This window comes from Planctomycetaceae bacterium, from assembly GCA_039680605.1.
In the GTDB taxonomy this organism is placed as follows: Bacteria; Planctomycetota; Phycisphaerae; order SM23-33; family SM23-33; genus JAJFUU01.
Genome location: JBDKTA010000010.1, coordinates 13,057 through 27,143, shown reverse-complemented (window position 1 = coordinate 27,143; position 14,087 = coordinate 13,057). Strand labels below are relative to the sequence as shown.

10 protein-coding genes are annotated in these 14,087 nt (G+C 64.1%); all 10 read right to left on the bottom strand.

Annotated features, from left to right (window positions below; translation table 11 throughout):
- Window positions 1-4 precede the first annotated feature (4 nt).
- Window positions 5-622, bottom strand: a complete 618-nt coding sequence (locus ABFD92_03650; protein ID MEN6503612.1) for a peroxiredoxin — start codon at window positions 620-622, stop codon at window positions 5-7.
- Complete coding sequence (locus ABFD92_03645) at window positions 619-1,836, bottom strand: hypothetical protein (protein MEN6503611.1); 1,218 nt, start codon at window positions 1,834-1,836, stop codon at window positions 619-621. Before ABFD92_03645 ends, ABFD92_03650 begins: the two co-directional genes overlap by 4 nt.
- Entirely contained in the window at window positions 1,833-2,564 is a 732-nt protein-coding gene (locus tag ABFD92_03640) for a DUF1573 domain-containing protein (GenBank protein MEN6503610.1), read from the bottom strand. Before ABFD92_03640 ends, ABFD92_03645 begins: the two co-directional genes overlap by 4 nt.
- A gap of 89 nt (window positions 2,565-2,653) precedes the next feature.
- Complete coding sequence (locus ABFD92_03635) at window positions 2,654-6,418, bottom strand: efflux RND transporter permease subunit (GenBank protein ID MEN6503609.1); 3,765 nt, start codon at window positions 6,416-6,418, stop codon at window positions 2,654-2,656.
- Window positions 6,415-7,770 (bottom strand): efflux RND transporter periplasmic adaptor subunit, encoded by a 1,356-nt coding sequence (locus ABFD92_03630; protein MEN6503608.1) that lies wholly within the window; start codon window positions 7,768-7,770, stop codon window positions 6,415-6,417. Before ABFD92_03630 ends, ABFD92_03635 begins: the two co-directional genes overlap by 4 nt.
- Window positions 7,771-7,826: 56 nt before the next feature.
- Window positions 7,827-8,156: a hypothetical protein gene (locus ABFD92_03625; GenBank protein ID MEN6503607.1), complete on the bottom strand. Its 330-nt coding sequence runs from the start codon at window positions 8,154-8,156 to the stop codon at window positions 7,827-7,829.
- Window positions 8,157-8,182: 26 nt separating this feature from the next.
- Window positions 8,183-8,512 carry a hypothetical protein gene (locus ABFD92_03620; protein MEN6503606.1) on the bottom strand — a complete coding sequence of 110 codons (330 nt, stop codon included), beginning with the start codon at window positions 8,510-8,512 and terminating at the stop codon, window positions 8,183-8,185.
- Window positions 8,513-8,539: 27 nt separating this feature from the next.
- Window positions 8,540-8,980, bottom strand: coding sequence for an isoprenylcysteine carboxylmethyltransferase family protein (locus tag ABFD92_03615; protein MEN6503605.1), 441 nt, complete (start codon window positions 8,978-8,980; stop codon window positions 8,540-8,542).
- 61 nt (window positions 8,981-9,041) lie between these two features.
- The gene (locus ABFD92_03610; protein ID MEN6503604.1) at window positions 9,042-10,442 is read right to left on the bottom strand and encodes a TolC family protein; all 1,401 of its coding nucleotides are present in this window, start codon (window positions 10,440-10,442) and stop codon (window positions 9,042-9,044) included.
- A 332-nt stretch (window positions 10,443-10,774) separates the two neighbouring features.
- Window positions 10,775-13,942 (bottom strand): PQQ-binding-like beta-propeller repeat protein, encoded by a 3,168-nt coding sequence (locus ABFD92_03605; GenBank protein MEN6503603.1) that lies wholly within the window; start codon window positions 13,940-13,942, stop codon window positions 10,775-10,777.
- Window positions 13,943-14,087 lie beyond the last annotated feature (145 nt).

Sequence of the window (14,087 nt, the reverse complement as noted above, 5' to 3'; positions counted from 1 at the left end):
CAGGCTAATGAACGGCTGGCGATGAGACGCGAAGCTGCGTCAGCGTCCGCGCCAGGTGGTCGACATGCTCCCCGGCGACCACCCGGTTGGAATGATATCGCACCACGCCGGCGGGGTCCACGATTACCGTCATGCGCCCCATGGCGGCGCCGCGCCCCGCCGACGAGGCCGCCCCATATGCCGCCGCGGCTGAATGGTCCATGTCGCTGAGGATGTCGAAACCCAGGTTGTACTTCTCGACGATGTATTTGTTGTTGGCCGCCGAGAAGTCGCTGATGCCGTAGACCGTGGCCTTGAGCGCTGCCAGGCGCCCCAGCATCTTCGTCTGATCGGTGGCGTCGCAGGTGCAGCCGGGGGTGTCGTCCTTGGGATAAAAATGCAGCACGACCCACTGCCCGCCCAGGCTGCTCAGGGCGATGTCGTTGCCGCGCTGGTCCTTGAGCGTAAACTGCGGGGCCGGGTGTCCCACCAGCGACAAAAACGACGCCGGCGCCACCTCGGGCGCCGCCGCCCGTCCCGGTTCGATGCTACGGCCCGACGATTCGCATCCGCCCGCCAAAGCCGTTACCATCACCGCCACCGCCAGCAGCCGCAATGTCCCTGTGCCCATCGCTGTCCTCACCGCATCATCCAGACGGTCATCAGCACCACCGCGCCCAGCGCGGCGAACAAGGCGGCCATTCCCAGCTTCATGCCCACCAGGTGGCGGTGCATGAAGTCGCCCAGCCGCTCGGAGGTCACGCCTTTGTATCCCAGGAATAATATCACCACCAACGGCAGGATAAACATGATGTTGTACAAAAGCAGGTAGGGCAGGGCCTGTGCCCGCAGGGAGGGCAGTTCCTGGATGACGTATAGAACCGGCGCGTACGTTTGCCCGGTGCAGATCGACTCCAGCACCGCCACGATGAACCCGACGACCACCGAGCCGATGAACAACCGCCGCGACGTCAGCCCCTCGCGAATGACCTTGTGGATGCGCTGCTTGATGCCCTTGGGCAAGCCCAGCTTCATCGACCGCACGTCGCCGCTGCGTTTGTAGCGGATCACGTCCACGAGGCTCCAGGCCGACAGCGCAAACACCAGCGCCGCCACCACCAGGCCCAGGATCATCGGACCGCCGGCCCCGACGACGCGGGCCTTGAACTCGATCAGCGCCTGCATCAGCACCAGCCCCAGAGCCAGGTACGTCACGAAGATCGCCGCGGTGAACCCCACGCCCACCATGATAATGTCGCGCTTCGACTTGCGCAGGTAGCCCAGCATTGAAAGGAAGAAAATTATCGTCGTGAACGCGCAAGGATTGATGCCGTCCACCAGGCCCGCCACGATAATCGCCCCGACGCCCAGACTCTTGAACCGCTCGATCATGGACTGCGAAGCCGCCGCCGCCACCGGGGCGGCGCCCGAGGCCGGGCCTGAAGCCGCCGTCCCCACCGGCGATGCACCGGGCATAAACGTTACTTCGCCGCCAGCCAAAGCCTGTGAGATTGCAGCCTCGAGCGACTTGAGGATGTCCTCCTCGCCGACCATCGCCCGAGTACCGACAAAGACCGCCGGAGGGGCCTTCACCTCGACCTTGTAGTGCTCGGCATAGACCCGCATTTCCTCCCACAAGAGCAATTGGCCGCCCAGGTCGCGCTCATGCACCTCGACGCGCGAGCCGAACTGCTTGAGGATATCCGGAAGGTGCCGCTTGACCTTCATGCAGTGATCGCACGTCGGCGACATGAAGAATACGACCTGAAGCGGGGCCTCCGCCGCACGCCCAGCACCCGCCGCGGCCAGTACCACCACAGCCGCCAGCATGATCATGATTGACCGACGTGACATCATCTGGCACTTCCTGCGCCGGCGACGGTGTATTCCACCGACAGGCATGCCTGCGGCTGATCGACGTTATCGGTTTCTATGCAGATCTTGATCTCGTAGTTGCCCGCCGCCGCAGCGGCTTCGAAAGCGTACTCGACTTTCGCGCTCTTGCCTGCCGCCAGTTCGCCCAGCGGGGCAGCCACCGACGTCTTGGGCCCTTTGGCGAAGGCGGCCTTGAGAGTCACAGCCGCGGTTGAAAAGTTCGTCAGTTCGACGGCGCCTTTGGCTTTTTGGCCGGCCTGGAGGTTGCCGAGGCTGACGCGGCGGGGGGTGAACGTCAACGGCAAGCCTACCGTCGCCCGCAGCGTCAGGGGCAGGAGGGTTCGCGCGGCGTCATCAGTGAAAAGGATCACGCGCGTGACGTAATTGGTGCGGTCCTTGGGGGCGGTGAAATCCACCTCGATCGCCAGGCTCTGCCCCGGCGCCACCGTCGCGGGCGTCTTGAGCGAGACGCTTGTGCAGTCGCATTCGCGCTTGACGTCCTTGATCGTCAGCGGGCGGTCCAGCGTGTTCTTGACGACGAACACGGCCTTCCGCTTGCTCGATGGCTCCATGTATCCAAAGTCGAATTCCCCTGCCGCGCCGGCGACTTGGACCGCGGGCGATGCCGGCGCCGCGTCGGCATAGAGGCACGCAGCCACGGCCATCAGCAGCGCGATGGCGCCGGAAATAGTCGCAACGCATATCTTCATGTGAGAGTGCATATCGAACGACCTTCGCTTTTGTGGATTGGGTAGTGTATGCGGGGTGGGCAATCCACGTCAATTGATTGAGCTGCGCCTTAGAAGCTCGTCGGCGGCACGGGTGGCGGCGCGTCGACCGCGATAACAAAGTGGCCTTTGGTCCGCTTGAGCTTCCAGAGCAGTTCCTTCAGCGCGCCGTACATCACCGGCGTGATGAACAGCGTGATCAGTTCGATAGTCATGCCGCCCACCAGCGGCAGCGCCATCGGAATCATCACGTCGGCGCCCTTGCCCGTCGACGTCAGCACAGGCAACAGCGCCAGGACGGTGGTAGCGGTGGTCATCAGGCACGGGCGGACGCGTTTTCTGCCGCCTTCGATGATCAGATTGCGGATGTCGGCTATTGAACCGACAGGGCGCGACCGGAAGAGTTGGTTGAGGTAGGTCACGATGACCACCGCGTCGTCGGTGGCCAATCCAAACAGGGCGATGAAGCCCACCCACACCGCTACGCTGAGGTTGTACTGGCGCAGGTGGAAGATGTCGCGGAAGCTTCGGCCGAAGATATCGAAGTCGAACCACGGCTGGCCGGCCAGCCACAGAGCGATGAATCCGCCGGCCCAGACGACGGCGATCTGCACGAAGATCAGCAGCGTGATGGGCGTGGAATGGAATTGGAAATACAAGATCAGGAAGATCACCAGCAGCGACGCCGGCAGGAGCACCATGAACCGCTTCTGGAAGTTCAACTGGTTTTCATAGCTGCCGGCGAAGATGTAATGCGTGTTGGGCGGAAGAACCAGTCCGCCCGAGGCCTGCTTCTGTCGCAAGTATTCGGCGGCGGCCTCGACGACGTCCACCTCGGCGAAATCCTTGAGCTTGTCGAAGAGCACGTACGAGACCAGGAACGTGTCCTCGCTCTTGATCTCCTGCGGGCCGGCGACGTACGTGATCGTCGCCAACTGCGCCAGAGGCACTTGCACCCCCTCGCTGGAAGGCACGAGGATCCGCTCGATGGCCTCGGCCGTGTCTCGCAACTCCCGCTGGTAGCGCACGCGCACGGGGTACCGCTCGCGCCCTTCGACGGTGGTGGTAGCCCGGATGCCGCCCAGGGCGATCTCGATCACGTCCTGGACATCCTGAATGGCGATCTTATAGCGCGCCAGCTTTTTGCGGTCGGGCTCGATCTCGAGATAGGGCTTGCCCACCACGCGGTCGGGAATGACGGCCTCGGGGTTCACCCCAGGCACTTCCTTGAGCAGCCGGGCGATGTCATATCCGGCCTTCTCGATCTCTTCCAGCTTGCCCCCGCGCACTTTCACACCCATCGGCGCTCGCATGCCCGACTGCAGCATGACGATGCGCGCCGCGATGGGCTGGAGCTTCGGGGCTGAGGTCGAACCGGGAATTTCGGCGGCCTTGACAATCTCGTTCCAGATGTCGTCGGCGCTGCGAATGTGGTCTCGCCACAACCGCGGGCGCTTACCGGTTTCAGGATCGGGCAGGCCATACTCCGATTTGTACGTGATGACCGTCTCGATCATCGAGACCGGGGCCGGATCCAGCGCCGTCTCGGCGCGGCCGATCTTGCCCACGACCATGTCCACTTCGGGGATGGCACGAATGGCCCGGTCCTGCTTCTGCACGATGTCCAGCGCCTGGGCGATGGAGGCATGCGGCATGGTGGTGGGCATGAATAGAAACGACCCTTCGTCAAGCGAGGGCATGAACTCCCGCCCCAGTCCGGGAAACTCGTGATGAGCCCCGACCCATAGCGTCGTCCCTCGGACCTTCTCCTGTGGCACGCCCGCCTTGGACAGCGTGCCAGGAATCCAGCCGAAGGTCTTGTCGAATCCCAGCCAGACCGTCAGGCCCAGCGCGCAGATGACGGCCGGAACCGTCATGAACGCCACCTTGTGCCGCAGGAAGACCGACAGCAGATGCGGATAGAAATAGATCACCAGCAACCGCGCCGACGTCCAGAGGATGTTGATCCCGAAGACGAATACCAGATTTTTGGTCAGGCTGGTGCCCAGGCCCAGCGGCATCCAGTGCATGGTCAGCAGCGCCAGGATGAACAGTGCGGCCAGGCCGGAGGTGATGTACGGCATCCACCGCCGCACGCGCTGGGGCAGGCGTTTCTCGGCGATCAGATACGCCCCGGCCAGGATCAGCGGCAGGCCCGCCCAGAACGACAGCCAGAAGATCGCGACCACCCCGGCGGCCACCAGGGCGCTGTAGGCGATCGCGCGGATGCTCATGTGAATCTTGCCGCGGCGGAACAGGATGTGGGCAAAGGCCGGCAGCACCGTCAGCGCCACGAACACCGAAGCGAACAGGGCAAACGTCTTGGTGTACGCCAGCGGGCGAAACAGTTTGCCCTCAGGCCCGGTCAGCGCAAAGATCGGTATGAACGAGACCAGCGTGGTGGCGATGGCCGTCACGACGGCGCTGCCGACCTCGCTGGCGGCGCGGTAGATGACCTCGAGGGAGTCTTCGTTGGGGTCAGCCTCGTCGAAATGGCGCACGATGTTCTCGCAGAGGATGATCCCCATGTCGACCATCGATCCGATGGCGATGGCGATGCCGCCCAGGCTCATCAGGTTCGACTCGACGTTGAAGATCCTCATGAGAATGAACGACGCCAGCACCGCGATGGGCAGATTCGCCGAGATCAGGATGTTGGACCGGAAGTGCGCCAGCAGAATGAAGACGACGAAGCATGTGATGAGCACTTCCTCGACCAGCGCGTCCTTGAGCGTGTCGAGCGTCTGGTGAATCAGGTCGGTGCGGTCGTAGAAGGGCACGATCCGCACCTGGCTGACCGTGCCGTCGGCGAGGGTCTTCCTGGGCAGGCTGGGCTGGATCTGGTCGATCTTCTGCTTGAGCCGCTCGATGACCGCCAGCGGGTTCTCGCCGTGGCGTACCAGCACGACGCCGCCGACGGCCTCGGCGCCTTCCTTGTCCAGGGCCCCGCGTCGCAGGGCCGGCCCCAGGTGCACCGTCGCGACGTTCTTGACATAGATGGGCACGGAGTTGTTGGTCTTGAGCAGGACGTTCTCCACGTCCTCCACGCCCTTGATGAAACCCTTGCCGCGGAGCGTGTATTCCACGCCGTTGAAGTCGATGGTCTCGGCCCCGACATCGATGTTGGCCCGATTGACAGCCATGAATACGTCCTGGAGCATGACCTTCTGCGCCCGCATGGCGTCGGGGTTGACGTCGACCTGGTACTCCTTGACGTAGCCTCCGATGGAGGCGACTTCGCTGACGCCCTCGGTAGACTGGAGCATGTTGCGGACGTACCAGTCCTGGATCGACCGCAACTCCTGCATGTCGAAGCCACGCCCCTCCAGCGTGTACCAGAACACCTGACCCAGTGCGGTGGCGTCGGGCCCCAGAGCGGGAATAACGCCCTCGGGCAATCGCTGCTGGGCGATGTTCAGCCGCTCCAGAAGTCGCGTGCGGGCCCAGTAGAATTCCACGTCCTCGTTGAAGATTACAAAGACCGTCGAGAAACCAAACATGGACTGGCTGCGGACATTCTTGACGCCGGCCATCCCCTGCAGTGCGATCGTCAGCGGGTACGTGACCTGGTCTTCGACATCCTGCGGCGAGCGCCCGGGCCAGTCCGTAAAGACGATCTGCTGGTTCTCGCCGATATCGGGAATGGCGTCGACGGGGACTGGATTGCTGGGCAGGCCCGCGATGGGCTGTTTGAACGGCATGACGTACATGCCCCAGCCCACCAGGAACGCCAGCAGCAGGAAGACCACCAGCTTGTTTTCCAGGCAGAAGCGGATCGTCTTGTTGATGGGCCCCTGCACGGGCGGTCGATCCGCAAGCCGCGGCAGTGGGTTCATGGCCGCCCTCCCGTCGGACTGTGCTGATGTTGCGGCGGGACGGCTTGAGTGGCCGCACCGGCAGCCTCCTTGGGTTTCATCATGCTGGGTTTGGCCTGGATCTGCAGGGCCGCATCGATTTTGAAATTGCCGCGCGTGACGACGCGCTGCCCCTCGCTCAGGCCCGAGCGGACGATGTAGTAGTCGCCGGCGCGGCCGCCGAGTTCCACCTCGTGCCCGACGTATGACACCTGCTCGTTCGTGCGTTCTTCGACATAGACCACGGCCCGCGTTCCCGTCAGCAGCGGCGCCGTGGCAGGGATCATCAGAACCTTTTGCCCGCCGGCCGCAGGCGCGGCCGCGATGGCTGCGCGAACATACATGCCGGGCTTAAGCTGCTGGTCGGGGTTGGGCACGACGAGACGAACCTTGATTGTGCGGGTGGCCTCATCGAGCGTCGGCTGAATGAACACGACGCGCCCGGTGAAGGTCTTGCCCGGCATGGCGTCGGTCTGGAACCTGGCTTCCTGGCCGCTTCGCAGAAGGGCGATGTCGAGTTCATACGCGTCCAGCACCGCCCAGACGGTGCTCAGGTCGGCGATGCCCAGCAGCCGCTCGCCGGCCTCGACGTATTTGCCGGAGTAGGCATCACGTTCAATCACTGTGCCGCCGGCGGGGGCATAGATGGTGACCTGGTCGCTCGCGCGGCCGCTCTTGATCAGCTCGTCAACTTGCGAAGGCAGTATGCCCCACAGCTCGAGCTTGCGGCGTGACGCGGCCTCCAGCGCCGAAGCGGAGGCGGCGGCTTCGGCATCGCCGCCGGACTTGGCGGCATCGAGCTGCCGCCGGCTGATCAGGAACTCCTCCTGCGCCGCCCGCAGCTCGGGGCTGTAGATCAGGATTAGCGGATCGCCCTTGGCGACGGTTCTGCCGACGTAGTCGACGAAAATTTTGTCGACGCGGCCGCCCACCCACGCCGCGACCTGGGCCAGCCTGGTCTCGTCCAGCTCGATCTTGCCCGACAGATTGACGGTAGCGGCAGGAACCCGCAGTTCCACCGGGGCCGTCTCGATCTCGGCCAGTTCGCGTGCGGTCTGCGAGAGCGTCAGGCGGGCAGCGCCGCCATCGCCCCCGTCGGGCGAGGTTTCGTAAACGGGAATCAGGTCCATAAAGCAGATGGGGCACTTGCCACTTTGCGGGGCCTTGATCTGTGGGTGCATCGAGCAGGACCAGTACAGAATCCGCTGCGCCGCCGGGGCTGAACCCGGCGATCCACCCTGTCGCTCGCCGCTGTCGCTGCACGAGGCGGCCAGGAAGAGCGCCATCACGCTCAAGACCACCGGCAGCCACCGATGGCGGAAAGATAGTCTCATGGCAATTCTCCAACAACTGCCTATGTCGCGGTCGAGGGCTGCGCGATCGCGGCGAATCAATGAGTGTGGCATTGTTCCATCGTGCCGCCACAGGTCTTGCAACTGTGCTGAAGCTTTCCCGTCAGGAAGAAGTTTTCCGCGGCCGACTTACAGTCCGGGCATTCCATCACCTTTTCCGGGCGCAAAGTGATCATGCCCTTGATGTTGGTGTCGGGACGCTTAATCCAGACTGTCTTGCATCTATCGCAAAGGACGCTGGGAGCATCGCCCGAAGTCAAGGTCTGCCCCGCGCCATGCGTCAGTTCCTGTGGTTGCTGACACCCGACGGCCAAGACCACCAAAACCAAAACAACCGGCACAATGAGGATTGTTGATCGTCGTGACATTGCCTTCTCCTCAGCGTCAGGCATCGCTACGTCTTGGAGACGCCGCGCAGTTTTGCATCCTTCTGGGCATCGCTCAGGTTGTCCCATTGCGCCGGGCATCCCCCGCAGCAGAAGGCGACCTTCTTGCCCTTGTAGTCCCGCACCAGCGAGGCAGGCACTTTGTCCGCCTCGATTTCGCCGCCCATGATCGGGCAACGATCATTGGCAAAGGTAATCGTGCTGTCGACGCTCATGGCCGAGGGCCCCTGGAAGGGTCGAGCCATGGCATGGAATGGACAGTTCGACATGTCGTGGCTGCAGCCCGCCAATAATATCGTTAAACCCAGCACCGGCACCATTGCAAGAATGAACTTCATTTCAGTTCCTTTCGGGATATTCGATTCTCATATCCATCTCGGCGTTTTCGATCGGTAGATCGCAAATTCATTCCCGAACGCGCGGGAGAGCAATTTCTCTTCGGCCCGGATGACCCATCGGTCGGCGACTGCGACGAACAGGAACACCGGAATCACCAGGCATCGCCCGCCCAGCAGGATGCATCCTCCCACCAGCATCAGCGCCAAACCCAGGTAAATTGGATTTCGCGTGTAACGATAGATCCCTCCCGTGACCAGGCGGGTGGGTTCATCAAAGGCTTTAATCGTCGTCTGCGCCACGGATAACTGCCGCAACGCCGCCAGCGCCAGGACGGCACCTGCCAAAACCGGCCCGGCGCCAAGATAACTGCTGGGCTGACCCATAAGCTTAGGAAGCCCCATCCACCTCAAAACCAACATAAGGCCGAAAAACGCCGCCAACAAGGCCAAGGGGATCCATCGTTTCATTACATACATCTCCGCCTGCACCATCAGAACGAGCGGCGGCCCAGGTTCGTTCCTGGAATCATTACTTCTTTGGAGAGGACCTGACTTCTGCGCGGCCGGCGACCGGAGGCGGCGCGGCCAAGCCTTGCGCGGCGGCGGGCATACGCCCCAACACCACCAGTGAGAGTTCCGAAAAGGCGATTTCGCGCTGGCCAACAGCCATGCTGTGATTCATGTTCACGTCCAGCAGCGAGCGCTGGGCCTCGAGCAGTTCCAGGAACCCGCTGCTGCCGGCGACGTAACCGGCTCGCGCCGATTCCATTGTGGCCTTGGCCTTGGGGAGCAGTTGTTGCCCGTACAGCCGCACGTTGCGGTCGGCCTGCCGCCAGGCCAGCGCCGCCTCCGCAAACCGCACCGCCAAGTCCAGTTCCTCAGCCGAAAGACGCGCTCTGGCGGCATCAACGCCGGCTTGGCCTTTTGCGATCTCGGCGGCGATCTTGTCACGCCAGATGGGCAGGGTGATTCCGAAGCTGGGCATCACCGGCAGGGGCGTCTGGAGCACGTTGACGCCGACGCCCCAGGAATAATCCGGCACCGCCGTCTTCTGGGCCAGGGCGTACATCGCCATTGCGCGATCGACCTCGCTGCGCATTTCCTTGAGGCGGGGGTTGCGCGCCATGGCTGTTTCCAGCAGCGACGCTTCGGTGAAGTCAGCGGCTGCCGGATCCAGCCGCAGTTGGAAATCCGGCAGGGGTTCGCGCGGGCCCAGGCCCAGCGCCGCGCGGAGGCGGGCGAGGACCGAGTCGCGCGAGTCCTGGAGGTTTGCCAGGTCATTGCGGATGCGGTCACGCTCCATTTGAGCCCGCAACACGTCCTGCTGCAACGATTTGCCGACCGTCAGTCGCTGGAGGGCGTCCTGCTCGCTCTGCGTGGCCACAACGGCGATCTGGCTGGTCCAGCGGATCTGCTCCTGAAGGACCCACAGTTGGTAGTAAGACCGCTTGACGTTGAGCGTGACGGTCAGCAGTTCGTTTTCAAACTTGGCGCGTTTTCGCTGCGCCTCATGGTACGCCTGTTGTGCCCGCAGCGGCAGCTTGCCCGGGCCGGGCCAGTTGGCCATCGGGTCGCTCATGATCGCCGGCGTGAGCCCTTCCAGGCTGCGCGTGATTTCGGCGTTGATATTCAGCATCGGGTCCGGAAGCGACCGGGCCAGCGTGATTTCCTCCACAGCCGCTTTCCACTGGTAGAACGCCGACTCGGCTGAAGGATTATTCAGCACCGCGTAGCGGATCAGATCCGCCAGAGGCGAGGCCGGCGTCAACTTCGGCAGAGCGGGGCGCGAAGAGACCGGGCGGTAGGTCCCCTGCACGGCCGCGACATCGCGACGGGCGCGGGCCTCGTGCTCCAGGGCCAAGCCAGCGCAGCCGCACGTTAAAGCCATCGTCGCGACCAAGAACATCTTTGCGGTCCAATTGCGTGTCATCAGGTCCGGCTCCCAATAACCACCAGCCGGGTTGAATTGACCGGCCGACAGTCGAAACGTTCAGATGCCCTGAAGGGTTCCCGGTATATGGATTAGCCTGATGCGGCTTGGGGAAACCTTCCGACAGACTGGCAGCATTCTGCTCAGAATAATATAAGTGGGACCGAAGGTCGGCACTATCTTTTTGGCGAGAGATCTTTTTGAATAATTTATTTGACTTGGCGGGGCCACATTAGTTAATGTGCATGGGTCCGGAGGTCCCCCCCCGCCTACCGGACAACCGGGCCGGTTTGTCTTTCAGACAAGCCGGTCCTTTTTTTGCGCCCGTGGCGTCAGCGGCCGTAGCAGACGACGGTTCCGTCCATCAGGCACAGCACCAGTTTGCCCGCGGCGGCGGCCATCGCGTCGTATTGCGGGGCCGTGCTTAGAGGGCTCTGGGCGAGTTTGGCGCCGTCTCTTGCCGAGACCGCCCACAACAGGCCGGCCCCGCGGCCTTCCAGGGCGGCCTCGGCCTCTTCGCCGTCAGACAGGTCTGCATCGCCAACCGGACCGGCGATCCAGATCACCCCGCCAGCCGCCGCCATCGCCCGAGCGATCAGCGGGACTTCCTTCGACCACAGTATCTCTTGCGGACCGTCGCCGACCTTCGGCTCGCGAATATTCTCGACGACGTGCTTGTCCTTGAGCTTCACGGCGGCTGCGAAAAGCCGGTATCGCGTCGTGCCCTGCCCGACGTGAGCGCCGTTGGCGCTGTAGGCGTTGCGGGCGAAACCGTAGATCGCCTTGTCGGTGACGGTGAGGATCTCGCCGGCGTGACCGTAGTTGGCGGCCTCGGCCCACTGCACAAAGCCCGACGACATCCGCGTGCCGATGATCATGTACGTGCGGTGGAACCACGAACCGTCGAGGAAGCCCGCCGGCTTGAACAGGTGCGGGGCGGTCTTAGTCGTCACCTCGCCGCGGGCGTCAAAGCCCGTGTGCCGCATGTACACCAGGCCGTCCCTGGCCGAGAGCACGTCCGGCAGCGCCCCCTTCATGTCAAAGCCCACGTGCGCCACCGCCCGCGGATCCTGATATCCGGTCTTGGGGTCGCGGCTGTCGATGCGGATCATCGACACCTGCCGCCCGCTGCGCTCATCGAGGCGGTAGTAGTAGATCCCGCCGTCGAGGTACGACGACCGACCGGCCGCAAAGTGTACCATCCCATCCTGCACCAGCACCGACCCGTGTACCGGCCAGGCCGACTCGATCTGGTCGTACGCGGCGATCATCCGATCCTGCGGGGCGGCCTTGAACCGCCAGATGAGCTTGCCATCGGCGGCTGTCAGGCAGTAGACCCACCCGTCGGCGCAGCCGAAGAATACTCTTCCCACGTGATACGTCGGCGGCGAATCCACGCGGGCGCCGGGTGTGAAGGTCCAAAGGCTCTTGCCGTCAGCGGCATCAAGGGCATGCACGGCATGGGCGTCGATGGCGGCCACGAATACTTTGCCCGCCGCGATGGTCGGTGCGCTGAGACGCCCACCGAGGGTCCGCTTCCACTGCTGTCTGGCGTCGGCGGGCACAACCGTCGAGGCGGCGCCGCTGCGGGCGTTGTCGTGGCGATAGGTAGGCCAGTCGTCCGCGGCCGCCGCCGCGCCGGCGGGCGACTCGAACGCCGGGCCTTTCAACGCGCGCTCGCCCGCGTCGTATGCAGGCACGATGGGCTCGCCGGCCAGCCGCGGGGCCATTGCGTTAAAGCCGGTCACCATCGCCTCGACATAGCACGCGCAGGGGTGCGGCGGCACGTACAGCAGGCCGTTGGCCGGCAGCACGCCGTACTGGCACGTCCCGCGCGTCCAGTGGTTGGGGACGATCTGCCCGCTGGCGGAGTCGAAGAACTCCACGCCCGAGCGGCCCATCAAGATATACCGCTGCGTCGCGCGGTCCTTGTAGCAGCGGTGGTGCGGGCAGCCGATCCCGTAGACCGCCTGGTCGGCGGGGCGGCGCTTGATGATCTCGCCGGTGGCGGGATTACGCAGCTCAGTGTAGCCCTGGCTCATGCAGCCCCAGACATTGCCCGTCCACAGGCCCGCAGCCGTCACGAACACGTCGGTGTGCGAGAAGAAGACCGCCCCGTACGGGCAGCGCCACAGCGTCTTGCCGTCCCGCGCCGAGTAGACGATCAGCTCGCTGGGCATGGGCGCCTTTTTGGGCTCGTCCGTCATCCCGGGGGCCGGATCGGCGAGCTTCTCGCGACCTTTCTCGACGTTGTCGGCCGAGAGCACCAGATCGCCGCTGACCACCAGCGTGGGAACGGTCATGATCGAGTGATTGGCCGGTCGGGCGGCGCGCCACCGCAGCTTGCCATCGGCAGCGCCCAGGCACAGCACCTCAAAACCGTTCTGGTAGAACACGGCCCCGCCGGCAGCGGCCAGCGTCTGGGACATCAGGTCGGCCGTGTCGGCGTCGGACTTCTTCCACAGCAGCTTGCCGCTGGCGGCGTCGAGCACCACGATCGCGCGTTTGAGCGCGAGCTTTTCGCCGCGCCGCTTGGCCACAGCAGCCGCTGCTTCGACGGCCGCGTCTTTGGTCATCACGTAGAGCCGCCGCCCGTCGCAGAGGATCTCGGCTGCTCCTTGGGTGCCTTCGTACGTCAGGAGTGTCTTGCCTGTGGCGGCGTCGAGGGCGCAGACCGGTTGGTCCTTGCCGAGCGAGACATAGACTCGGTCGTCCACCGCCACGAGCTTGCGCAGCAGATCGTCGGTGACATCGCGCGGGCCTCGGGGTCCGGACCAGTCTTTGGCCTGGCGCTTCCACAGCAGAACGCCGCTGAAGGCGTCTCGGGCGACGAGGTTCCACTGAAAGGGCAGCTTGACCGCCAGCACCGGGGCCTCGTCGACAACGTAGAACAGCCGCCCGCCGCACGAGACGGCCGTGCTCAGGCTGGCCAAGTGATCGTGGCTGCGCTCGTTATCCGGCCCGACTACCCACTGCAGATGCGCCGGCGGGGCCACCACCGCGTCCTTCGAGACGGCATTGTTGCTCGGGTCGTACAGCGCGTGCGTCCAGTCGTCGATATTCGCCGGCCGCGGTTTGGTCGTGGCCTTCCACGCTTGGCCCGAGCGTGTCAGGAGCACTCCGCCTGGGGCCAGCACCCGTTGGAGCTCGGCGGGCTCGACGGCGGCGCTATCGTTGACGATCACCGCATTGACCAGCCCCGTCACATACGGGAGCTTCCTGCTCTCCAAATGGATAGCCGAAAAAGCCCCATAGACCTTCGCCGCCCGCAAGGCCTCGCGTGCGGCGGCGACCTTGGCTTCGTCGCGATCGAGCACCTGAACCAGACCCTTGCCCAGCGAGGTCATCGCAGCATCGAACGTGCCCCTGTCCCAGCCGATCTGCACGACCAGCCCGCCACGATCAAAGGCGGCCGCCAGATCATCAACCTGCGCCGCCGCCGGCAAGGCCAGCGACGCCAGGAACAGTATTCCGATTATGCTGCGCGAACGCATGTTCATTGTGGAACCTCCATCGTTCACATGCTAAACGCTCACCCGCTCCGCGACAACAGCGCCGGTGCCATGACGGCCGTTTTCGAGCCGCCGTGTCCCAGGCCTTCCCGGGCGACATGCCGGCTTACGAACGCCCGCCATGGCACCTGGG